Annotated in this window: 20 protein-coding genes, 1 other RNA gene and 1 pseudogene; 13 read left to right on the top strand and 9 right to left on the bottom strand. The window is 65.7% G+C overall.

Annotation, left to right across the window (positions count from 1 at the left end; genetic code table 11):
- Positions 1-48: 48 nt before the first annotated feature.
- Positions 49-1,713, bottom strand: a complete 1,665-nt coding sequence (locus X268_RS24710) for an aminotransferase class III-fold pyridoxal phosphate-dependent enzyme (protein ID WP_128927340.1) — start codon at positions 1,711-1,713, stop codon at positions 49-51.
- Positions 1,714-1,748: 35 nt separating this feature from the next.
- Here X268_RS24710 and asd point away from each other — a divergent pair, with 35 nt between their 5' ends.
- Both asd and X268_RS24700 read left to right on the top strand, forming a co-directional pair.
- Entirely contained in the window at positions 1,749-2,612 is an 864-nt protein-coding gene (asd, locus tag X268_RS24705; RefSeq protein ID WP_128927339.1) for an archaetidylserine decarboxylase, read from the top strand.
- A 66-nt stretch (positions 2,613-2,678) separates the two neighbouring features.
- The gene (locus tag X268_RS24700) at positions 2,679-3,254 is read left to right on the top strand and encodes an NUDIX hydrolase (protein ID WP_128927338.1); all 576 of its coding nucleotides are present in this window, start codon (positions 2,679-2,681) and stop codon (positions 3,252-3,254) included.
- Positions 3,255-3,494: 240 nt separating this feature from the next.
- On the opposite strand, the gene X268_RS24695 is transcribed toward X268_RS24700, so the two are convergent.
- Positions 3,495-4,943, bottom strand: a complete 1,449-nt coding sequence (locus X268_RS24695; RefSeq protein WP_164938184.1) for a FecR domain-containing protein — start codon at positions 4,941-4,943, stop codon at positions 3,495-3,497.
- A 188-nt stretch (positions 4,944-5,131) separates the two neighbouring features.
- Positions 5,132-5,905, bottom strand: coding sequence for a DUF2147 domain-containing protein (locus X268_RS24690; RefSeq protein ID WP_128927336.1), 774 nt, complete (start codon positions 5,903-5,905; stop codon positions 5,132-5,134).
- A gap of 821 nt (positions 5,906-6,726) precedes the next feature.
- Between X268_RS24690 and X268_RS24680 the strand changes: the two genes are divergently transcribed.
- Positions 6,727-7,935 (top strand): extensin-like domain-containing protein, encoded by a 1,209-nt coding sequence (locus tag X268_RS24680; RefSeq protein ID WP_128927335.1) that lies wholly within the window; start codon positions 6,727-6,729, stop codon positions 7,933-7,935.
- Positions 7,936-7,958: 23 nt separating this feature from the next.
- On the opposite strand, the gene X268_RS24675 is transcribed toward X268_RS24680, so the two are convergent.
- Positions 7,959-8,291 carry a DUF6665 family protein gene (locus X268_RS24675; RefSeq protein ID WP_128927334.1) on the bottom strand — a complete coding sequence of 111 codons (333 nt, stop codon included), beginning with the start codon at positions 8,289-8,291 and terminating at the stop codon, positions 7,959-7,961.
- Between the two features lie 43 nt (positions 8,292-8,334).
- Entirely contained in the window at positions 8,335-8,970 is a 636-nt protein-coding gene (locus tag X268_RS24670) for a TetR/AcrR family transcriptional regulator (RefSeq protein WP_128927333.1), read from the bottom strand.
- A 195-nt stretch (positions 8,971-9,165) separates the two neighbouring features.
- Between X268_RS24670 and X268_RS24665 the strand changes: the two genes are divergently transcribed.
- The 4 genes from X268_RS24665 (at position 9,166) to X268_RS24650 (ending at position 15,843) form a co-directional block, all read left to right on the top strand.
- A complete protein-coding gene (locus tag X268_RS24665) occupies positions 9,166-10,464 on the top strand; it encodes an HlyD family secretion protein (RefSeq protein ID WP_128927332.1) in 1,299 nt (432 codons plus the stop codon).
- Positions 10,465-10,493: 29 nt separating this feature from the next.
- On the top strand, positions 10,494-12,077 hold the full coding sequence (locus X268_RS24660) for a DHA2 family efflux MFS transporter permease subunit (RefSeq protein ID WP_128927331.1): 1,584 nt from the start codon (positions 10,494-10,496) through the stop codon (positions 12,075-12,077).
- Between the two features lie 485 nt (positions 12,078-12,562).
- Positions 12,563-14,362 carry an ABC transporter ATP-binding protein gene (locus tag X268_RS24655; protein ID WP_128927330.1) on the top strand — a complete coding sequence of 600 codons (1,800 nt, stop codon included), beginning with the start codon at positions 12,563-12,565 and terminating at the stop codon, positions 14,360-14,362.
- A 74-nt stretch (positions 14,363-14,436) separates the two neighbouring features.
- Entirely contained in the window at positions 14,437-15,843 is a 1,407-nt protein-coding gene (locus tag X268_RS24650) for an MATE family efflux transporter (RefSeq protein WP_164937916.1), read from the top strand.
- Between the two features lie 107 nt (positions 15,844-15,950).
- Here X268_RS24650 and X268_RS24645 read toward each other — a convergent pair whose 3' ends face one another.
- Positions 15,951-16,694, bottom strand: a complete 744-nt coding sequence (locus tag X268_RS24645) for a sulfite exporter TauE/SafE family protein (protein ID WP_128927328.1) — start codon at positions 16,692-16,694, stop codon at positions 15,951-15,953.
- 226 nt (positions 16,695-16,920) lie between these two features.
- Here X268_RS24645 and X268_RS24640 point away from each other — a divergent pair, with 226 nt between their 5' ends.
- The gene (locus X268_RS24640) at positions 16,921-17,181 is read left to right on the top strand and encodes a hypothetical protein (RefSeq protein WP_164937915.1); all 261 of its coding nucleotides are present in this window, start codon (positions 16,921-16,923) and stop codon (positions 17,179-17,181) included.
- A gap of 14 nt (positions 17,182-17,195) precedes the next feature.
- On the opposite strand, the gene X268_RS24635 is transcribed toward X268_RS24640, so the two are convergent.
- Positions 17,196-18,566 (bottom strand): aminotransferase-like domain-containing protein, encoded by a 1,371-nt coding sequence (locus X268_RS24635; protein ID WP_164937914.1) that lies wholly within the window; start codon positions 18,564-18,566, stop codon positions 17,196-17,198.
- Between the two features lie 49 nt (positions 18,567-18,615).
- Between X268_RS24635 and X268_RS24630 the strand changes: the two genes are divergently transcribed.
- Together X268_RS24630 and X268_RS24625 are read left to right on the top strand one after the other, a co-directional pair.
- On the top strand, positions 18,616-19,080 hold the full coding sequence (locus X268_RS24630) for a DUF983 domain-containing protein (protein ID WP_164937913.1): 465 nt from the start codon (positions 18,616-18,618) through the stop codon (positions 19,078-19,080).
- 73 nt (positions 19,081-19,153) lie between these two features.
- On the top strand, positions 19,154-19,867 hold the full coding sequence (locus X268_RS24625; protein ID WP_164937912.1) for an alpha/beta fold hydrolase: 714 nt from the start codon (positions 19,154-19,156) through the stop codon (positions 19,865-19,867).
- On the opposite strand, the pseudogene X268_RS24620 reads toward X268_RS24625, so the two are convergent.
- Positions 19,864-20,050: pseudogene (locus tag X268_RS24620) on the bottom strand (transposase); the annotation flags it as partial. The gene X268_RS24625 and the pseudogene X268_RS24620 sit on opposite strands and share 4 nt — an antisense overlap.
- Before the next feature lie 151 nt (positions 20,051-20,201).
- On the opposite strand from X268_RS24620, the gene X268_RS24615 reads away from it, so the two are divergent.
- Positions 20,202-20,510, top strand: a complete 309-nt coding sequence (locus X268_RS24615; RefSeq protein WP_128927323.1) for a putative quinol monooxygenase — start codon at positions 20,202-20,204, stop codon at positions 20,508-20,510.
- Between the two features lie 246 nt (positions 20,511-20,756).
- On the opposite strand, the gene rnpB is transcribed toward X268_RS24615, so the two are convergent.
- Positions 20,757-21,183, bottom strand: an RNA gene (gene rnpB, locus X268_RS24610) — RNase P RNA component class A.
- 150 nt (positions 21,184-21,333) lie between these two features.
- Between rnpB and X268_RS24605 the strand changes: the two genes are divergently transcribed.
- Both X268_RS24605 and X268_RS24600 read left to right on the top strand, forming a co-directional pair.
- Positions 21,334-21,687, top strand: a complete 354-nt coding sequence (locus X268_RS24605) for a YciI family protein (RefSeq protein ID WP_128929375.1) — start codon at positions 21,334-21,336, stop codon at positions 21,685-21,687.
- Between the two features lie 22 nt (positions 21,688-21,709).
- Entirely contained in the window at positions 21,710-22,942 is a 1,233-nt protein-coding gene (locus X268_RS24600; RefSeq protein ID WP_128927322.1) for an RNA polymerase sigma factor, read from the top strand.
- Positions 22,943-22,979: the final 37 nt, after the last annotated feature.

Here is a 22,979-nt window from a genome sequence, read left to right as displayed (position 1 = left end):
CCTGCGGACCGCCGCGGAATGACGGCGATGATGAGGAGAGAGCCAGCCTCAGCGGCCAAAGCGCTTGGCCAGCATCTCTTTCAAGATCTGCCGCTTGATCTGCTTGTTGGTGAGCGCGCCGTCGTGCCACCAGAAGCCGTCGGCCTTCATCTTCTGCGCGGCGCGGACGAAGCGGTCTGCGACTTCGGCGAAGTCGGCGTCGGTGTAGTTGAGGCTGAAGATCAGCCGGCCGGTGCCGACCCAGCTCAAGGCCAGGCCCTCGGCGCGCAAGTAATATTGCAGCATCCAGTTGTAGCGGGACGGCGTGGTGTATTTCACCGTCCAGATCGAGGAGAAGTTGGCGAACCGGACCGGCAGGTCGGCGCTCTCCATCATCTGGTTGAGCTTCTGGACGCGGCCATTCCAGGTCGCCTCGAGGCCCTCATAGACCGCCCGAAAATTCGGGCTGGCGAGCCGGCTCAAGAACTCGTCCATCGCCGTCATGACGTAGGGGTGCGAATTGAAGGTGCCGCGGGCGAAGCAGATGTCGGCGGGACGGTCGTCGCGGAAGCGGCGCATCAGCTCGCGTCTGCCGCAGACGACGCCGACCGGCAGGGCGCCGGCGAGGCTCTTGCCGTAGGTCACCATGTCGGCCTTGACACCAAAGTATTCCTGGGCACCGCCGGCGGCGAGGCGGAAGCCGACGAAGACCTCGTCGAAGATCAGGACGATGCCGCGTTGGTCGCAGACCTCGCGCAGCTTCTTGAGCCATTGGGTGTAGGCCGGGCGATCGAAGTTGCCGCCGCGAGAGGAATCGACCAGCGAGGAATCGCCGGGCGCGTTGGCGTTGGGATGCAGGCCCTGCAGCGGATTGACCAGCACGCAGGCGATGTCCTTGCGCGTCTTCAGCACATGCAGCGTCTTCTCCGACATCTCGGCGAGCGTGTAGGTCTCGTGCGCGGGAATGGGATTGCCGACGCCGGGCTGCACGTCGCCCCACCAGCCGTGATAGGCGCCGGCGAAACGAACCAGATGCGCGCGCTTGGTGTGGTAGCGCGGGAGCCGCACGGCCTGCATGACGGCTTCCGTGCCGGACATGTGGAAGGAGACCTCGTCGAGGCCGGAGATCTGGCAGAGCCGGCTCACGTTCTCGAGGATCACGGGATGGTAGGGGCCGAGCACTGGGCCGAGCGCCTGTGCGCGCTTCTCGGCGCCCTCGATGCACTCCTTGTAGAAGTCGTTGCCGAAGATGTTGACGCCGTAGGACCCGGTGAGATCGTAGGAGGTGTTGCCGTCGACGTCCGTGACGGTGACGCCGCGCGAGGATTCCATGAAGGTCGAGGTGCCCAGATGCTCGCGGACGAGACGCGAGAACTGGAATGGCACGCGGTAGCTTTCGGTGAAGTTCAGATCGGAGATCTTCTCGGCCGCTTCCTTCGTCATCGCGCGGCCCTTGGGGTAGCGCTCGGCGTAAAGCCTGGCGAGACGGAAGAAGGCGTCCTTGCGCTGCTTCACGACGTTCGCCGGCGCGCCGTCGCAGCCGAAATATTTGTCGCCTTCGAACTCGTAGAACGGCAGCAGCCTCGCCCCCCGCCGCGACATCTTGGAGTGCCCGGCGAGCGAACGGTGCTTGGCGCGGGACAGTTCGACCCGTGCCTTGAGCTTCGGGAGGACGGCGGCAGCGGACGCTGCGGCGGCCACGGACATCGAGAGAATCGGGAGTGTCGTTTCCATGACAACAAGCGCTAATACTGTGAGCTGACAGATTCATGACAGTCAAAGCCCTCATCGCCTCTTTCACCCAGCAGGAAGATCTCAACTTCCTGTTGACCAACCGCATCCCCCGCGCCGCGCTGACCCGCTTCATGGGCTGGTTCTCCAAGATCGAGAATCCCCTGGTGCGAGACGTCTCGATCGCGCTGTGGAAGCTGTTCTCCGACCTCGACCTGTCGGAGGCGAAGAAGACCCATTTCAAGAGCCTGCACGACTGCTTCACCCGAGAGCTGAAGCCGGGCCTGCGGCCGTTCGATCCGGACCCCTCCATCGTCGCCAGCCCGTCGGACGGCATCGTCGGTGCGCATGGACGGATCGCCGACACGGAGCTGTTTCAGGTCAAGGGCGCGCCGTATTCGCTGCTCGATCTCGTCGGCGATTCCGCGCTGGTCGAGCAGCACCGCAACGGCTCTTTCGTCACGCTGCGGCTGACCTCGAGCATGTATCACCGCTTCCATGCGCCATACGATGCGCATATCGAGCGCGTGACGCTGATCCATGGCGACGTCTGGAACGTCAACCCGATCGCCTTGAAGCGGGTCGAGCGGTTGTTTTGCAAGAACGAGCGCGCGGTGATCCGCACGCATTTGTCGACCGGCGAGGCCGTGACATTGGTGCCGGTCGCCGCGATCCTGGTTGCCAGCATCCGCCTGCACTTCCTCGACATGGTGCTGAACGCGCAGACTCGCGGCCCCGTGAATTTCCCCTGCGATGTCAAGGTGGGCAAGGGCGAGGAGCTCGGCTGGTTCGAGCACGGCTCGACCATCATCATCCTCGCGCCCGGCGATTTCACCTTCTGCGACGGCATCGCCGAGGGCACGCGCATTCGCGCAGGCGAAGCGCTGCTCAGGAGAAAGTAGCCTTCAATCCGCCGTTCCCGCCGCCTATATGTTCGGCGGGGACGATTTGACGACACGGATGTGGCGATGGCGCGGGCGCCGGTCATGGCGGCGGGGGGGATTGTGTTGCGGCGAGGATCTGAGCCGCTGATCGCGGTCGTGCGCCAGCGCAAGCGCAATGAATGGGTCTTGCCCAAGGGCAAGCTCGACGACGGCGAGACGCCGAAGGAGGCGGCGCACCGCGAGGTGCTGGAGGAGACCGGCCACGACGTCGCCGTGCACGAATTTTTGGGCACGCTCGTCTATCAGTCCGGCGGGCGGTCCAAGGTCGTGCATTTCTGGCGGATGGAGGCCGACGGCGGGCCGGTCCGCAAGCTGATGAACGACATCAAGGCGGTGGACTGGCTGACGCTGGACGATGCGCTCAGCCGCCTCTCGCGCGAGTACGAGCGCGCTTTCCTCAACCAGGTCGGCCCGATCGCGCTTGCTTCAGCAGGGCTGGTGCCTGCGGCTGCGCCAACGCCTGTGCCGGAGCCGGCATTGGCAAACGACGATATCGATGCCGCCTTGCAGACGCTGACACCGGCGGAAGCCGCGTCCGTCGACGAGTTGCGTCACGGCCTGCTGCAGAAGGTGAAGGCCTGGCTGCGCGGCGAGGCGTGAGTTCTCGCTTCTCACCTCTCCGCCCTGCCGCGGGGAGAACTCGGATCGCGCAAGCGATCCGGGTGAGGGGCTGGGCACGTCATTGCCGAAAAGTGACGTCCATCGGATTCGCGCAACGATTGTCGAGCTGGATGCTCCGCCGACAATCGAGATCGAGCTCGCGGGAAGCAGCCCCTCTCACCCCAACCCTCTCCCCGCAAGAACGGGGCGAGGGAGCGCACCGAGCGCGCTGACGCAACGTCACCGCCGCTCTTTCTTCTCCTTCGAAGCGGGCGGCGGCTTTCGCGGCGCTGCGGGGCGAGGTGCGCCCGGCAGGCGCTGCTGGAAGCCGCCCGGGCGTTGCATGCCCGGCTGTTGTACCGCAGGCGGCTGGCCGGGCTGCATGCCTGTGCGCGGCAGTTGCGGCTGCGGGCCGGGCTGCGGTGGCACCACACCGCCAGGCTGAATCTGTCCGCCGCGCTGCGGTTGGGTTTGTGGCGCGCTGTTTGGGAGGGGGCTTTGTCCGGGCCGCGCTGGACGCCCCGCACCGTGCGGCTGGCCAGGCTGCTGGCCCTGCTGCCGCTGATTTTGCGGCTGTTGACCCTGACCCCCGCGCTGGCCACCCGGCTGCACGGCGCCTTGTCCTTGTCCCTGACCTTGGCCCTGCCGCTGCGGCGGCTGGGCGCCTTGCCGGCCCGGCGCGCTCGGCTGCTGTTGACCCGGGCGAGTGTCCTGGCCGGGCTGACCGTTCGGACGCTGCGGCTGCTGGCCCGGCGCCGCGTTTGGACGCAATTGCTGCTGCTGCGGCTGGAACGGCCGCGGGATGCGCGGGCTCGCGGCCGGATTGGCGCGGCGGGAGTCGCGCTGCTCGGTGACGATCTGCCGGCCGGCGGTCTGTGCCAGATGGACCTGGTTGACGAAGCCGCGGTCGCGCGCGATCTGCTGCGCGGGAATCGTGATCGGTACCGCGGCGAAGCGCATGATGCCGGCGGCGGCTGTGCCTGGCCGGATCGCAAAGCCGCTCGATGCTTGCGTCAGCGCGCCGAGCCGCGTGCCGCTGGTGCGGTCATCGACGTCGATGTGACCGACGCGGCCGTCGGCGTCGGGATAGAGCTTGATGTTGACGTTGCGCGCGCTGTTCGCTGCCGCGCCTTCAGGCACGTCGACGACGCCGGTGGTGCCGCGGATGCCGAGCGTCGCAGTCGGCGTCGTGATCTTCATGTTGCCGGTCTTTGCCACCGCGGCCGCAACGAAGGCGACGGTGCCCTTGCCGACGTCGAAGATCGCGGAGTTCTGCTTGCCGCCGTCCTCATAGACGTAATTGTCGATGGTGATCTTGGCGCTGGCGGAGAGATTGAACGTGGTCGCGTCGTTGAAGGTGATGCCGAGCGAGGAGTTCGACGAGGTCTGAACGACGTCGTTGAGATAGATGTCGTCGCGCACCCGCAGCGGATAGGAGTTCTTGTCGCGGATCACGGTCGCGATCCCCGTGACGGTCGCGACGTTGCCGATCGGCTCGACCGCGGCGGGTTGTGCGTCTGCGGCCGGTGCCAGCGAGACCGAGGGCGTCGGCGAGGGGGCCGGCGTCGGCTCGGCTTGTGGCTGCGCCTGCGCAAGCTCGATCGTGTCGGAAGCCGATGCGGCGCTCGCGCCCGCCAGCGGCAAGGCCAGCAGCGGAGCAGCAAGCAGGAAGCGGCGCCAAGCCACCATCAAAGCCACGAATGAAGTCCCGGTGAGAACGCGAGGTGAGGTCCACCGATATCAGCCGCGTCAGGCTGAATGGTGGATGAACATCTCTCGCACGGAAGGGGCGAACGTTCAAACGCCACGTCCCGGATGTCAGGGACGTGGCGTCATCATAAGAACGCGAAGGCTTGTCAGCCGCGATGTGTTCGCTATCAGCTCACGCGCTTCCAGATCTGGCCGCCGCAGAACATGCCGCCGAAGGCGCAGCCCTGCACGCGCATCGCATTCGGACCCTTCATCGCGATGGTCGAGTCGTAGTTGCGGCCGGAGTCGGGGTCGTGGATGCGGCCGCTCCACTTGGCGCCGTCGGGCTTCATGTTGATCAGGATGCGCTCGTTGGTCTTCTCGGCGTAACCGCAGAGATTGGCGCCGCACTGCTCGACGCGGACATTGCCCTTGTTCTCTTCGGTCGCCCACACGCCGATCGGCGAGTTCGGGGCGGCCACCGGAGCCGGGGCGGGGGCAGGAGCAACAGCAACGGGCGGGGCGATCGGAGCGGGAACTGCGACGGGCGCCGGCTGTGCCGTCGCGTCGACGGACGGAGCCGCGGCAACGGTCGGCGCGGGCGCGGCGGGCGCAACAACGGGCGCCGCCGGTGCGGTCGCCTGGACCGGCGCCTGCTGCACGGGCTGCTGCTGCACCGGACCCGGCGCGGGCTGCGCGGTCGTGGCCGGGGCCGGCGTGGTATCGACGTCGTCGTCCTTGAAGCCGCCGAGGCCCTTGAGGTTGATGTTGTTCAGCTTGATCGGCTTGTCCGACAGGCCCGGTGCGACGATGGTCACGCAATTGAGCGAAGCGCAGTTGCGCGGCGTCTCGATGCGGATGTGCTGGCCCTCGATCTGGAACGAGATCGAATTGCCGCCGGCATGCGCTGCGGCGGTTGACGCCAGGAAGAGCGCGGTGGCGGCGATGGTGAGCTTGTTCATGACAACCTCCGAAATGGCGTGGTCCCGATGGACTGAAGTCGCCGCTGGATGAAGCGTGGTTCGACCCTAGGCCGGGCGGACCGGGCGTTCTGTGATGAACCTCACAACGATCGCGCGTGGTCTTGATGACGCTGGAGAGCCCCGGCAAGCTCCACGTCGAAGCCTGCGTGTTCGGCCGTTTCAGGTGCTCCGGCAATGACTGGACACGTGTCGAGACATCGCGCGCAGCTCATCACGACGTCGGGGCAATGGGGTGCGCGGTCGTAGCATTTCGCTTAACGCTCCCCTGGAGGGCAAAGGCAATCGCATATGGGAGTGATATCGCTTGTGGCCATCCTTCGAGACGCCCGCCGTCGGCAGGCCCTCAGGATGAGGACCGCGTTGCGCCAGGTTCAAAGGGCTCTTGATGCCGCTTCGCCTCATCCTGAGGAGGCCGCGAAGCGGTCGTCTCGAAGGACGAGGCGCGTGTTCAGCTTTCGCAGAATGCCATAGGCAATAGCCCTTCCCTCCAGGGGAGGCTTAAGCAAACGCCGTGTGGTCGACTGCTGTCTTCTAGATCATGCCGAGCACGATAGCGCCGACGAAGGCCATGGCGAGGTACGCGGTGACAACACTCAGTCTCCCGGCGAACGTCATGAGGTCCCTCCATGCGCGTTCGTTTCGCGCAGGCATCATGGTTAACAGAGAGTCTCGTCGCGAAAAAGTCAGCCTTGCTGTCGCTCGCTCCTGCCGGGTTTTTCGGCAGCGCAGCCGGCATGGTTAAAGATCGATGAAATCAACGTGTTGAAGAGTCTTTAAGCAAATTCACCGAACCTGCGCGCATGACGCGCGGAGTTCGTTTGTATCTCGTCGGCTCCATCGTCCTTGTTTCGCTAGCGGGTTGCGGACGCGGCTTCTTCCAGGCCGAACGTGAGCCATGGCGGGCCGAGGCCGAAGCTGCATGCCTGAAATCCGGTGCGGTCAAGGAGACTGCGGACATCGTCCGCATCGACCCGATTTCCGGCCCTGGCCAGTGCGGCGCCGAATTTCCACTCAAAGTCGCGGCGATCGGCGAGGCCTCCGGCACCTATGGCTTTGCCGACGAGGAGCTGCGCCCGCCGGGCAGCATCGGCGCCCAGCCGCGCTGGCCTGTGACGCAGCCGCGATCGAATGACCCGCAGACCCAGAATTATCCGGCCTCGTCCTATCCGCAACGCTCGAACTATCCCGAAAGCCCGGCGCGCCAGCCCGCCGGCTATGGCGCCTCGTCCGGGCCGATGTCGCTGAACGCGCCCGGCGTGGCGACGCAGGAGGACGAGATCGACCTGCCGCCCGACGGCACCGACGCCGCCGGCGCGGCGCGCTACATGAATGCGCCGAGCTATCCTGCGCGGCCGGCGCCGTACTCGCAGGCGCCTGCGCAGCAGCAGCCGCTGCCGCGCCTTGGACCAGCGCAGGGCAACCCCGTCACGGCCGTCGGCCCGGTCGCGATCAAGCCGACCGCAACGCTGGCCTGTCCGATCGTGTCCGAGCTCGACCGCTGGCTCGCCGACACCGTGCAGCCTTCGGCGATGCGCTGGTTCGGCGTCCGCGTCGCCGAGATCAAGCAGATCTCCGCCTATTCGTGCCGCGGCATGAACGGCAATCCGCATTCACACATCTCCGAACATGCCTTCGGCAATGCGCTCGACATTTCCGCCTTCGTGCTCGCCGACGGCCGCCGCGTCACCGTGAAGGACGGCTGGCGCGGCATGCCGGAAGAGCAGGGATTCCTGCGCGACGTGCAGTCGGGCGCCTGCGCGCATTTCACGACCGTTCTCGCGCCGGGGTCGAACGTCTATCACTACGATCACATCCACGTCGATCTGATGCGCCGCGCCAGCCGCCGCCTGATCTGCCAGCCCGCCGCCGCCTCCGGCGAAGAGGTCGCCGCGCGTGCACAGTCGCGCAGCCCCTATGCCAATGCGCGCGATCCGTCCGTGACCGGCTCGCTGGGGTCACGCAAGAGCATGGCGCGCAAGCGCGAGGAAGACGAATACGCCGACGATTAGCACTGCCTCATGCCGGCTACGATCTACGCGGCCGGCTTCGACGGGACGGGGACCAGCCCCATGCATCGCTGTACCTCGCCGGGGACGTTGTAGGTGCGCATGATATGGCGGCTGTCGCGCAAGCCCGACGCCTCGCGTTGCACCACGAACATCCAGAGTGCCTGGCCGGCTTCCAGCACGAGCTTGCGCCTGGCCGGCTGCTTCGATGCCGGGACTTCCGCATGGGCGGCGTCGAACTCGCGCAATCGTGCAAGGCTCTGTTCGAGCGTGCGGCCCATTCGTCCAAGCGCGGAGGCCTGTTCCTGGACGATCTCGTAATGAAGGACATCGACAGGCGGGCGAAGATCACGGGGCATGGCCGCAATATAGTGCCGCCCGGCCCGACCGCGCAACGCGCGGCTATTTCGCCCGATACGCCGCCAGGAACATCCGCGTTGCGCTGTCGACCACCTCTGTCATGCGCTCTTCCGACGGCGCCGGCGCGGCCTGGAAGACAAAGGGCAGGAAGAGCGATGCCTTGCACAATTCCATGAACTGCGAGGCGGCAAGGTCGCAATCGTCGATGGCGAGATCGCCGGAACCAACGCGGGCCTGGAGATAGGAGGAGAGGCGGTTGATGCTTTTGTCGAGCACGCGCGCATAGTAGCGGCGGCCGACATCCGGCATGCGTTCAGCGATCGCCATCACGGTGCGGATCGCCGATCCGCCGCCGGGCCGGCAGACCAGGTGAAGGTAGGCGAGGCCGAACTCCTTCAGCGTGGTCTCGGCATCCCGCGCGGGATCGAAATTGAACACGACCTGGCCGTGCTGGAGCGCCTCCTGCTCGAGGATGGCTTCGAACAGCGCGCATTTGTCGGCGAAGTAGACATAAAGCGTGCCTTTGGAGACCTGCGCCGCACGCGCGATCTCGCCCATGCTGGCGCCGTCGAACCCGAGATCCATAAAGACCTTGCGGGCGCCGTCGAGGATCTGGCGGCGCTTGGAGCTGTCCTCCTCCTGGACGACGTGCAGATGTTCGCCGGCAGCTACAACCATTGGTTCAGGGTCTCGGAAGGTTTCTGGACGAGGTGCCAACCTTGAAACGCAAATAAAGGATTCGGGCCAGTAGGATCCGGCTAGGAATATTATGTATATTGACCGAACCGTTCGGTCAATGGTATTTAGGATCAGTGAGGGGAGCCGTCCCGCAGGACGGCCGTCCCTGACCGCACTTATTTTGGGGAGGCCGTGATGGCCGTATCGAGAGACCAGGCTGCGCGCGTCCTTCGCCAGGAAGCGGTGGAGGAGCAGGTGAGCGGCGATGATGCGTCCGAGGCATCCGCCCCCCCTAGCGAGCAGTTGCGTGCTCATGTGGCCGCGGAAACCAAGCGTCACATCGGCGAGAAGCCCGTGGCCGACAAGCCGGCCGCGCCCGAGGCGCCCGCCGCCGGTGCACCCAAATCCGGCAAGCGCAAATTCGTCCTGATGGGCGTCGGTCTCGTGCTGGCGCTCGCCGCCGCGAGCTATGCCGGCTACTACACGCTGGTCGGCCGTTTCTACATCTCCACCGATGACGCCTATGTGCGCGCCAATAGCACCATGCTGGGTGCGCGCGTTTCCGGCCACATCTCCTCGGTTCTCGCCGGCGACAACACCACGGTGCGCGCCGGCGACGTCGTCTTCCGCATCGACGAGGGCGATTACAAGATCGCCGTCGATGCCGCCGCAACCAGAATCGCGACCCAGCAGGCCACCATCGACCGCATCGGCCGCCAGGTCGCGGCACTCGACAGCCAGGTCGCACAGGCGAAGGCACAGCTCGTCTCCGCCGAGGCGGGCCTGAAGCGCGCCGATCTCGATTACGAGCGGCAACAGGCCCTGAGCACCAAAGGGTTCGCCTCGCGCGCCGTGTTCGAGAGCTCGGAAGCGGGACGCGATCAGGGCGCCGCCGCGGTCAAGGCCGCGCAGGCCGCCTACGATGTCGCCGTCAGCAATGTCGACGTCGCCAAGGCCCAGCAGGCCGAAGCGCAGGCCCAGCTCGCCGAGCTCAAGACCACGCTCGCCAAGGCCGAACGCGACCTCGGCTTCACCGCGGTGCGCGCGCCTGTCAACGGCACGTTCTCCAACCGCCTGGTCAACGCCGGCGACTTCGTCGCGGTCGGCCAGCGCCTCGGCAACATCGTGCCGCTGGACGACGTCTATATCGACGCCAATTTCAAGGAAACGCAGCTCAAGCGCATCCGTCCCGGCCAGCCGGTGACGATCAAGGTCGATGCCTATGGCATGCGCAAGTTCTCCGGCGTCGTCGACAGCATCGCGGCGGGCGCGGGCTCGGTGTTCACGCTGCTGCCGCCGGACAATGCCACCGGCAACTTCACCAAGATCGTGCAGCGCGTGCCGGTGCGGATCCGCGTGCCGAAATCGGTGGCGAAGCAGAACCTGCTCCGGGCCGGCATGTCGGTCTATGCAACCGTCGACACCAACAAGGGTGCCGCCGACGCCGACAGCGAGGTCGATCTCGACGATCCCACCGCGATCCACCCGCAGTAACCGCAAACCGAGCGCTGCGAGGTCAGACCATGGCCACCGCCACCACCGCTTCCCCTGCCATGATGGCGGCGCCGGCTTCGGAGCGCATCGCGCCGAAGCGGCTGTTTGCGTTCATCATCATGGTGTTCGGGATGTTCATGTCGATCCTGGACATCCAGATCGTCTCGGCGTCCTTGAGCGAGATCCAGGCCGGGCTGTCGGCAAGCTCCAGCGAGGTCTCCTGGGTCCAGACCGCCTATCTGATCGCCGAGGTCATCGCCATTCCGCTGTCGGGGTTCCTGTCGCGCGCCTTCGGCACGCGGCTGTTGTTCGCGATCTCGGCGGCCGGCTTCACCGCCTCGAGCCTGCTCTGCGGCTTTGCCACCACCATCGAGGAGATGATCCTCTGGCGCGCGCTGCAGGGATTCCTCGGCGCCGGCATGATCCCGACGGTGTTCGCTTCCGCCTATACCGTCTTCCCGCGCACGAAATTCCACATCGTCGGCCCCATCATCGGCCTGGTCGCGACCTTGGCTCCCACGATCGGCCCGACGGTCGGCGGCTACATCACCGACCTGATGTCCTGGAACTGGCTGTTCTTCATCAACGTCGTGCCCGGCATCGGCATCACAATCGGCGTGCTGGCGCTGGTCGATTTCGACGAGCCGCATTTCGAGCTGCTCGACCGCTTCGACTGGTGGGGCCTCCTCTTCATGGCCGGCTTCCTCGGCACGCTCGAATATGTGCTGGAGGAGGGCCCGCAATATGAATGGCTGCAGGATACCTCGGTCGCGATCTGCGCGTGGATCTGCGCCATCTCGGCGATCGCCTTCTTCTGGCGCGTGTTCACGGCGGCCGAGCCGATCGTCAATTTGCGCACCTTCTCCAACCGCAATTTCGCGATCGGCTGCCTGCTGCAGTTCTGCATCGGCATTGGCCTCTACGGCCTGACCTACATCTATCCGCGCTACCTCGCCGAAGTGCGCGGCTACAGCGCGCTGATGATCGGCGAGACCATGTTCGTCTCCGGCATCACCATGTTCCTGATCGCGCCGCTGGTCGGCCGGCTCATGGTGAAGTTCGACATGCGCTACATGATCGCCTTCGGCCTCGTCGTGTTCGCGATCGGCTCCTACCAGATGACGTGGATCACGCGCGACTACGATTTCTACGAGCTGCTGGTGCCGCAGATCCTGCGCGGCATCGGCATGATGTTCGCGATGGTGCCCACCAACAACATCGCGCTCGGCACGCTGGCGCCCGACAGGGTGAAGAACGCCAGCGGCCTGTTCAACCTGATGCGCAACCTCGGCGGCGCGGTCGGCCTGGCCGTCATCAACACCGTGCTCAACGACCGCACCGATTTGCACATTACCCGCCTGCAAGAGCGCGTGACCTGGGGCAACGCGACCGCGACCGAAACCCTGACCATGTTCATGCAGAAATTCCAGGGGCTCGGCGATTCCACGCTGATGGCGATGAAGCAGCTGTCCCAGCTCGTGCACCGCCAGGCCGTGGTGATGAGCTTCGGCGATGCCTTCTTCATCCTCACGCTGTTCTATCTCGGCCTCAGCCTGCTCGTGACGCTGCTGAACAAGCCGGTCTCGCCGACCGCCGGCGGCGACGCGCATTGACGGCAGCTATCTAGGGGGTGTCGTCGCCCGGCTTGCCGCCTTCGCTGAAGCTTCGCCGGCCGAGTATCATCGGGGCCCGGCGTTAGGACCGAGAGGCCGCGGCGTACTGGATTTCCCGGCTTCGCGGGGAATGACAGCGAGTGTGAGGCGACCCCGCACCAAATTGCAACACTCGTCCGTGAACTCGCGAGGGCCCCGTTGCAAATAGCCTGCGACACATCTATAAAGCGCACCTCATTCAATCGAACCGGGGAGATTTGCATGACTTCGTTGCTTTCGCAGATCGTACGCCCGCGCTCGATGATCTCCTGGTTCGGTATGTACGCGGCCTGTTAGAGGCCTCTTCCGCCAGTTTCGATTGGGCGCCACGTCCCGATCGCTCCGCTTCCCAAGTCAAAATCAGTCTTACGTGACGCCTCTCGGCCCTCGCGGCCAGCTTGCGTCCAGCGATGGAGCCGGCCCGCGCGATGCGGCCGGATGATGCCATGACCGCTCTGTCAAAGAAGCCCGCGGCTATCCGCGTGGTGTTGCCCTTCGTGTTCCGGCACTGGCTCAAGCAGCCGGGCCGCAGCCTCGTCGTGGTCGGCGGCCTGTTGGGCGCGACGGCCGCCGACCTGTTCATGCCGGTGTTCTCGGGGCATCTGATCGACGCGCTGACGCGCGGGCCGTCAGATCCTGATGCGCGCCACGCCGCCCTGGTCGCATTCGGCGCCATCGTGGCGCTGGGTGCGGCCTCGATGGTGCTGCGGCTGGCAGGGCTCCAGGCCATCGTGCCGTTCACGCTGAAAATCATGTCCGACCTGGCGCAGGATGCCTTCCTGCGCGTGCAGCGCTTCTCGACCGACTGGCACGCCAATTCCTTCGCGGGCTCGACCGTGCGCAAGATCACGCGCGGCATGTGGGCGGTCGACCTGCTGAATGACACCATCCTGCTGGCGCTGCTGCCGTCGCTGGTCGTGCTGATCGGCTCGATGATCCTGCTTGGTGTGCACTGGGCCTCGCTCGGCGCGGTGATCGCGCTCGGCGCGCTGGCCTATGTCACGATGACGGTGCTGTTCTCGACCCGCTACATCGCGCCGGCCGCGCGCGTCTCCAATGCCTGGGACACCAAGGTCGGCGGCACGCTGGCGGACGCGTTGACCTGCAACGCCGTTGTGAAGTCGTTTGGCGCCGAAGGGCGTGAAGATGCGCGGCTCGCCCGTGTCATCAGCCGTTGGCGCGTGCGGGTGCGACGAACCTGGTTCCGCTACAACTACACCGCCATGGCGCAGCTCTCGCTGCTGCTATGCCTGCGGGGGTCGGTGATCGGCGGCTCGGTGCTGCTGTGGATGTACGGGCATGCCTCGCCCGGCGACGTCACCTATGTGCTGACGAGCTACTACGTCATCCACGCCTATTTGCGCGACGTGGGCATGCACATCAACAACCTCCAGCGCTCGGTCAACGACATGGAGGAGCTGGTGGCGATCCATGAGGAGCCGATCGGGATTGCGGATGCAGCCGATGCGCGGCCGATCGCGATCGAGGGCGGCGAGATCGTGTTCGACGACGTCACGTTCCACTATGGCGGCCATCGCGCGCCGCTGTACGACGGCTTGTCGGTCAGGATCCGCGCCGGCGAACGCGTCGGCCTCGTCGGCCGTTCCGGCTCCGGCAAGACCACCTTCGTCAAGCTGGTGCAGCGGCTCTACGACGTCAGCGGCGGTCGCGTGCTGATCGACGGCCAGGACATCGCGCACGCCACGCAGCAATCGCTGCGCAGCCAGATCGCGATCGTGCAGCAGGAGCCGATCCTGTTCCACCGCACGCTCGCGGAGAACATCGCCTATGGCCGGCCCGGTGCCAGCTTGGAAGCGATCGAGCAGGCGGCGCGGCTGGCGAATGCGCACGACTTCATCCTGCGCCTGCCGAAGGGGTATGGCACCCTCGTCGGCGAGCGCGGCGTGAAACTGTCGGGCGGCGAGCGGCAGCGCGTGGCGCTGGCGCGCGCGTTCCTGGCTGATGCGCCGGTGCTGATCTTGGACGAGGCGACCTCGAGCCTGGATTCGGAATCGGAGGCAATGATCCAGCAGGCGATGGAGCGGCTGATGAAGGGCCGCACCTCGATCGTGATCGCGCACCGGCTGTCGACGGTGAAGAGCCTCGATCGGATCCTGGTGTTCGACCGCGGCGAGATCGTCGAGCAGGGCACGCATGCTCTGCTCGCGGGCAAGCCGGGGGGGATCTATCGCGGCCTGTTCGAGCGCCAGGTGGTGGAGCTCGGGCATATCGCGGCAGCGGAATGATGCGCGCGGCAGCAGGGCGAACGTTCTGCTGCCATCAAGGGTGCGCCCAAGGAATGCGTCGAGGACGGATTGACATGAAAGACCTGACGAACGGCTCCATCGTGAGACACATCCTGGTGATGGCGCCGCCGATCATGGCCGGCATGATCTCGATCATGGTCTGCCAGCTGGTTGACCTGTACTTCGTGTCGGGCCTGGGCGATGCCGCCGTGGCGGGCGTCGCCGCGGCCGGCAATGCCGGCTTTCTCGTCAACGGGCTGATGCAGGTGCTCGGCGTCGGAACGGTCGCGCTGATCGCGCATGCCGTCGGACGCAAGGACCGGCCGGATGCCAACCTGATCTTCAACCAGGCGATCGCGCTGTCGGTGCTGTTCGGCCTGTTGACCCTGGTCGCAGGTGCCGCGCTGTCGCGTGCCTACATGCGTTCGATCGCCGCGGATCAAGCCACGATCGAGGCCGGGACCACCTATCTGTTGTGGTTCATGCCGGCGCTCGCGCTGCAGTTCGCGACCCAGGTGATGGGATCTGCGCTGCGCGCCACCGGTATCGTACGTCCCTCCATGCTGGTGCAGGCGCTTGCCGTGGCCATCAATATCGCGCTGGCGCCGGTGCTGATCTCGGGCTGGGGCACCGGCCATCCGCTCGGGGTGGCCGGTGCCGGGCTGGCGAGTTCGATCGCGGTCGCCATCGGCGCCCTGATGTTGCTTGTCTATTTCCGAAAGGTCGAGCGCTACGTCGGCTTCGATCCGACGCAGTGGCGTCCACAGCTGCGCCATCTGAAGCGGATCCTCAATGTCGGCCTGCCGGCGGGCGGTGAGTTCGCGATGATGTTCATCTTCATGGCGGTGGTGTACTACGTGCTGCGTGATTTCGGCGCGGCGGCGCAGGCAGGCTTCGGCATCGGGCAGCGCGTGCTCGGCCTGATCAACATGCCTGCTCTTGCGGTCGGGCTGGCGGCCGGGCCGATCGCCGGTCAGAACGTCGGCGCCGCCAACGCTGCGCGCGTGCGGGAAACTTTCGTCAAGGCCGCTTTGATCGTCACGATCGTGATGGCCGGCTTCATGATCCTCGCGCAGGTGAAGCCCGAGCTGCTGCTTGCCGGATTCTCGAACGACCGCGAGACCATGGAGATCGCCTATCTGTTCCTGCGGATCATCTCGCTCAACATGGTCGCGCAGGGGCTGATCTTCACCTGCTCGAGCATGTTCCAGGCCCTCGGCAACACCAGGCCGGTGCTGCTGAGCTCGGCGACGCGCGTGTTCACCTACTCCCTGCCGGCGATCTGGCTCTCGACGAGGCCGGGCTTTCGCATGGAGTACGTCTGGTACCTCTCGGTCGCGACGACCACGTTGCAGGCGGGCTTGAGCCTGTGGCTGCTGCGCCGCGAGTTCAGGAAACGCCTGACACTGGCGCCCAAGGAGACGCCTGCGGAGCAGCAGAGCCCCGAACCCATTGCGCCTGTCGTCCGCGAGCCCGCGTGATGGCCTGCTGCCAGGCGGTGGTGATGGTGGGCTGCAGAAGAGCAATGACCGCAGTGACGAACGAGCAGCCTTTGCTGGCGGCATCCCCCGCCGCGAGAACATGAGGGCTAGAGCGCGGCGAGACTGTTCCAGACGAGGGTAAGACCCGACAGGAACAACAGGCCGAGCACGACATCGCCGAAATGCTTGTCGTTGAGGGCGTGATAGACACGCGCGCCGGCCCAGGCGCCGATCAAGGTGCCCGGAAATGCGATCATCGCGAGCCAGAGCACCCTCAGCTCGACGAGACCCGATGCGGTCTGCAGCACCAACGCGGTCGCGAGCACCGTGAAATTGAAGAGCTGGAAGATGCCGCGCCGTTCGTGCTTGTTCCAGCCGCGGATATTGGCCCACAGGATCGGCAGCGGCCCCGACAATCCGGCGAGGCCACCAAGGATGCCGCCGGCAAAACCGATCGCGCCGTCGGCGATGCGACCGCCGAACTTGAAGGCAAGCGGCCTCTTGTTCAGGTAGAGCGACGTCGAGAAGATCAGAATTAGAATGCCGACGCTCAGCTTGAACACCTTTGGATCGGCCGAGGCGATCAGCATGGTGCCAAGCGGCACGCCGATCAATCCGCCGATCAGGAACGGCCATACCAGCGACAGGTCGAAGCTCTTCCACATCGAGGGCAGCGTCGAGGTCTGCGCGATCACCGAGCAGATCAGCACCAGCGGCACCGCGAGCGAGGGCGGCAGCACGTAAAGCCAGATGCCGAGCGCCATCAGCGCCGTGCCGAATCCGGCCAGCCCCGAGACGAAACCGCCAGCCAATGCGCCGAACAGCAGCAGGACGTAGGTGAGCGTTTCCAACAGATTGTCCTTGTCGCCGGACCGATCCCGAATGGTTGATCCCGATTGCCCCCATAGCACGGGCCTTGCCGTGCAGGTCAATCCGTCCTGCACGCAAGCGTGATCTGCGGCGTCGGGCGTTCGCGGAAGACAGGCCTACATGATGGCCGTACTTCAATTCGGCCGGCCCGCCCGACACCATCGCGCACCGATCGGCCAGTTCCGAACGAGATGACGGAGAATGACCATGATCCGGACCAGCATCGCCGTTGCGGCTGCATTGTTGTCGGCAGCGGCCTTGATGCCGACAATGGCGCAGGCGCAGTTTTCCGAGCCGGCGGCCTATCAGGCCGCCCATCCCGACCGCGACGTGCTCAATGGCGGTCAGCTTACGCCTGCGGGACGCGCGGCCCGCGGCGAGATGGTAGCCCCGGCCGAGGCCTATGCGGCCTATCCGCCGGGTGCGACCCCGGCGGTTCGTCCGCGCCACCGCCGCCACCACCAGTAACCGGCAAGAAGAATCTAGACGATCTGCCTGGCGTCGGCGGGCGTGTGCAGCGCGCCGACCAGGATGCGCAGCGCTTCGGTCAATTCGGCCCTGTTGCGCGCCGCGCCCAGCGAGACGCGCGCAGCATGCGACGGCGTCCCGTCCACGGTGAAGGCCTCGCCGGCGACGACCGCAAGGCCGTTCCGCAGGAGATAGGCTGCCACATCAGGGCGTCCCTCCGGCAGCCGCAGCCATAGATGATGGGCGGCGGGCCTGGCGAGGAACTGAAACCCTTTCAGTGCGCGCTGTGCCAGTTGCTGGCGGCCGATGGCTTCGTTGCGAATGGCGGCGATGATGCGATCGGCAATCCCAGCTTCGATCCAATGCGTCACCAGTGCGACCATCAGCGGCGCCGGCATCTGCACCGTCGCCTGCAGGCATGTGCGCATCTCCCGCTGCGCAGCGCTGTCGGGCGTCAACAGATAGGCGACGCGGAGCGCCGGCGCGATGCATTTCGACAGCGTGGTCGCGAGATAAGTCCGCTCCGGAATCAGGTTCGCGATCGGTGCTGCCGAGCGGTCGAGCACGCCGTAGGCGTCGTCCTCGACCAGGATCGTGCCGGTATCGCGGATGATCTTTGCGATCGCGCTGCGCCGCTCGGGGAGAAGCGTCGCGGTGGTCGGATTGTGCAGCGTCGGAATGAGATAGACGGCCTTCGGCCGGTGCGTGCGGCAGGCCTTTGCCAGCGCATCGGGCAGGATGCCGCCATCGTCCATGGCGACGCCGACGAGCTCGATGCCGAGCCGCATCGCGGCCGCCTTGATGCCGGGGAAGGTCAGCGCTTCCGTCAGCACGATATCACCAGGCCGCGCAAGGTGTGCGAGCAGGTTGAACAGGATCGTCTGCGCGCCGGGAAAGATCACGAGCCTGTCGGCATGCGCGTGCGGAACGCGGGCGCGCATCCAGCGCGCGGCGACTTCGCGCTCATGCGCGCTGCCGCCGGGCGGCTGATAGTTGAGATACGCCGTCAGGCCCGATTGCGCGCGGATGGATTCCATTCCGGCGATGATGCGCTCGTCGAGCTGCGCCTCCAGCGGATGCGGCGGCACGTTCATGGAAAGATCGATCGCGACGGGATGCGGCAGGGCGACCGCGCGGCGCGCGCTGGTCTCCGACACGAACGAGCCCTGTCCGACCCGTGCCTCCATGAGGCCGCGCCGCCGCGCCTCCGTGTAGGCGCGCGTCACCGTGGTGAGATCGACGCCGAGCGCCTTCGCCAGCGCGCGCTGCGTCGGCAATTGCTGGCCGCGCACCAGCCGGCCGGCGGCAATGTCGGCTTCCATGGCCTCGACGATGCGCTGATAGCGCGGGCCTGACAGCTCCGAGATTGTCGGGATCAAATCCATGCAATGTTGGTCCATATCCTTTGAATGTATGGATGCAAGATATTATTGTATGGATCATCAAAACGGAAGAGGTGTGGTCATGGCGGCCGGTTCAGTCTCTCTGACGAAGGCGATGTGGCGCGGTTTCCGCGGCAAATGCCCGAATTGCGGCGAAGGGCATCTGTTCGGCCGCTTCCTCAAAGTCGCCCATAGCTGCGATCATTGCGGCGAGGAGCTGTTCCATCAGCGCGCCGATGACTTCCCCGCCTATCTCGTGATGGTCGTGGTCGGTCATCTCGTGGTGCCGGCGATCCTCGCGGTCGAAACCGCCTATGCGCCGCCGGAGTGGCTGCAACTCGCGGTGTGGCTGCCGGTGACGCTGTTCGCCTCGCTCGCACTGCTGCAACCGACTAAGGGCGCCATCGTCGGGCTGCAATGGCAGCTCGGCATGCACGGTTTCGAGCCGAGCAAGCTGCGGCGCGAGGCCGATGAGCTTGCACCGGTGCTGGTGAAGGCGGACGCGCGCGCGGCCTGAGCAGCCGCAGCGTTTACATCGCGCACCATGCCGCTACGCTCCATCGTATCAAGCAAGAACGATGGAAACGCCGATGGCCGCACGCGCGAAGACCTTCCTGCTCTGTCACGGCGCGTGGTCCGGCGGATGGGCCTGGAAGAAGATGCATCCGCTGATGGCGGCGGCCGGTCATCGCCTGGTGGCGCCGACCTATACCGGGCTCGGCGAACGCGTGCATCTCGCCAGCCCGGCGATCGATCTCGAGACGCATATCCAGGATATCCTCAACGTCATCGCCTTCGATGATCTCAGCGACATCGTGCTGCTCGGCCACAGCTACGGCGGCATGGTCGCGACCGCCGTCGCCGACCGCGCCCGCGAGCGCGTGACGCAACTGATCTATCCCGACGCCTTCGTGCCGCGCGACGGCCAATCGCTGTTCGACCTCAACGAGAGCGGGCGCGAGCCGATGCGCAAGGCGGCAGCGTCCGGTGACGGCCATCACATTCCGCCGAACCCGCCGCCGCCGGATACGCCGCAGGGCGATCTCGACTGGCTCAACGCGCGCCGGGTGGCGATGCCGATCAAGTGCTTCGAGGCGAAGCTGAAGCTCGCGCATGGCGAGCCGTCGATGCCGCGCAGCTACATCTACTGCACGCGCATCCCGCCGGGCGACGTGTTCGGGCAGTTTGCGAGGCGCACGAAGAATGAGGACGGCTGGCGCTATTTCGAGCTCGACGCGAGCCACGCGCCGAATGTGACGGCGCCGGAGGCGCTGATGAAGGTGCTGAACGCGATCGTTGCCTAGGTCAATGCAAGCTGGACGAACGCGAGATAGTTGGCCGCGAGTTTGTCGTATCGCGTCGCGATCCCCCGACAGTGCTTAATCTTGTCGAAGAACCGCTCGACCAGATTTCGCGCGCGGTAAAGATGCGGGCTGAAGCGCAATGCCTCAGTCCGATTTCTTCGGCGGGATATTCCCCCAGGCGCCGCACTGGCGAACAACCTGCCCCAACGGGGAAGTAATAAAGAGAGTTCCTCAAGGATCGACCTCTGGCGCGAGGAATTGTCTGGCTGAGGGGTCATGACACGAAGCCGATTGGTAGCGACAGACACTAGCGAAGATCAGAACTGGAGACAGAATGACAAAGTTCGCGCTGTACATTCCGCTTGAAGCCAAGCCGGGCAAGGAGAAGGAGGTCGCGGACTTCCTGCGGTCGGCGGTTCCTTTGGTGAAGGCCGAACCCGGAACGATCTCATGGTATGCGATTCAGGAAGGACCTTCCTCTTTCGCAATATTCGATACATTCGACGACGAGGCGGGACGCGAGGCGCATCTCAACGGAAAGGTCGCCGCCGGGTTGATGGAGAAGATCAAGGCAGGCGACATGTTCGCCAAGACACCGGAAATTCATAAACTGGGTATCATCGCGGACAAATCGGCGAAGTAAAGGGTGTTGCCATCTCTCCGGCAGCGGCTGCGTGGGTAGAGCGCACGCGCTACGCGCAGCACGAAACCATTCCTCCACCGACCCTGCAGCGCGATCCATTCCGGGCTCTCGCTTCGCGAGCCCTGGAATGACAGCGACGAAAATGGTGAGGGGTCCGATGCGGTTAGCATCGAACCCCTCGTCACTCTCGTAGGATGCGTCTTCTTCACGCGAACCGGAAACCCACTTCGCTCGAAAACGCCTTAGGATATCAGCCGGCCTGTAAGCCGGGTTCTGTAGGGCACCGTCCGCTTGCGCGAACGATACGTGACGGCCATTCCTCTGGGACCGTGTTTGCACATGGCCTCGAGCAACCTACCCGGACGGCGGGCCTGACATCGCCCCGCGGCGTTATCGCTCAAAGCGAACTGCCCGCTACGCCGTCCCTATTCGGTTTTGCTCCCGGTGGGGTTTGCCATGCCGGCTCCGTTGCCGGAACCGCGGTGCGCTCTTACCGCACCTTTTCACCCTTACCCCGCAAAGCCGAAGGCGAAGCGGGGCGGTTCGTTCTCTGTGGCACTTTCCCTGGGGTCACCCCCGCCGGACGTTATCCGGCACCGCATGTCAAGGGAGCCCGGACTTTCCTCCCCGGCGGCCTTTCGGCACCTGCCGGAGCGGCCGTCCGGCCGACTGACCGACAACGCATGGGGCATTTGTGACGGTTTCGTCAAGCCGATATCGCCACCCACCGGCGGTCCAAAATAATTTATCCTGAAGATGTCGTTTGACGCGTGGCCCGTTCGACTGGATGTCGGCGACCCAGCCGAACAACAGGAGTGAAGCGATGCAATATCTGCTGATGATCTACCAGAACGAAGTCGAGTACGCGAAGAACGACGCGGCCACCGCTCAGAAGCTGATGGCCGAATACCAGACCTTTACCCAAGGCATCATCCAGAGTGGCAATTTCAAGGCCGGCGATCGCCTGCGGCCGACCACGACCGCGACGACCGTCCGCGTGCGCGACGGCAAGGTGCTGACGACCGACGGTCCGTTTGCGGAGACGCGCGAGCAGCTCGGCGGCTATTACCTGATCGAGGCCAAGGACCTCGATGCGGCGATCGAGATCGCGGCGCGGATTCCGAGCGCGCGCATCGGATCGATCGAGGTGCGGCCGATCTGGGTGTACGACAAGTGACGGCCAGGCCGCGCGTCGGCGCATGACCCCGAGCGAGATCGAGACCATCTTCCGCGACGAGGCTGGGCGTGCGCTGGCCACGCTGATCCGCCTCGTCGGCGATTTCGATCTCGCCGAGGATGCGCTGCAGGATGCGTTTGCCGTCGCGCTGGAGCGCTGGGCGGCGGGCGCGGTCCCCGACAATCCGCGCGCCTGGCTGGTCAACGTCGCCAAGCACAAGGCGATCGATCGGATTCGCCGCCAGGCGGTCTTTCGCGGCAAGCAGCAGGCGCTGGTGCACGAGCTCGAGCTGAACGCGCAAACGGTCGACGAGCCTGCCTTGACGCTCGACGACGACGTGTTGCGGCTGATCTTCACCTGTTGCCATCCTGCGTTCGCAGCCGAGGTCCAGGTTGCGCTGACGCTGCGCACCGTCTGCGGGCTGTCGACCGCGCAGGTCGCGCGCGCCTTTCTCGTCGGCGAGGAGGCCATGGGGCAGCGGCTGGGCCGCGCCAAGCAGAAGATCAGGCTCGCCGGCATTCCCTACGAGGTGCCCGAGCAGGACGCGCTGGCGGCGCGGCTCGATGGCGTGCTCGCCGTGATCTATCTCGTCTTCACCGAGGGCTATGTCGCGACCGAAGGCGCGGATCTGATGCGGCCCGATCTTGCGACAGAGGCGATCCGGCTCGGCCGCTTGCTTGATCGTCTGATGCCGGATCGCGCCGGCATCAAGGGCCTCGTGGCCTTGATGCTGCTGCACGATGCGCGCCGCGCCGGACGCGAGACGACGGCCGGCGACATCGTGCTGCTCGAGGAGCAGGATCGCTCGCGCTGGGATCGCGCGCAGATCGAGGAAGGCCTGGGTCTGGTCGAGGACGCGCTGCGCATGCCCGGCCGGCCGCAGGCCTATGTGGTGCAGGCCGCGATCGCCGCGCTGCATGCGCGCGCGCCGAGCTTTGAGCAGACCGACTGGCCGCAAATCGCCGGGCTCTACGAGGTCTTGCTGCGCATCAACCCGTCCCCGGTCATCGAGCTCAACCACGCCGCGGCGCTGTCGATGGTCGACGGGCCGGCACGTGCGCTCGATCTCGTCGATGCGATCACCGCGCGCGGCGGGCTTCGCGGCTATGAGCTGTTGCCCGCGGTGAGGGCGGATCTGTTGCGGCGGCTCGGCCGCAAGGATGAGGCGCGAAAGGCCTATCGCGCGGCGACGGACGCGACGCAGCTGGAGCCGTTGCGGCGGCTCTATGCGCGGAGGATGAGGGAGATGGATTGAGGTTCCGCCATGCCCGGGCTTGTCCCGACCATGACGG

Origin of the sequence: Bradyrhizobium guangxiense (assembly GCF_004114915.1) — a bacterium.
In the GTDB taxonomy this organism is placed as follows: Bacteria; Pseudomonadota; Alphaproteobacteria; order Rhizobiales; family Xanthobacteraceae; genus Bradyrhizobium; species Bradyrhizobium guangxiense.
The sequence above is the reverse complement of the archived record's forward strand: the minus strand, read 5'-3'. Positions and strand labels throughout refer to the sequence as shown.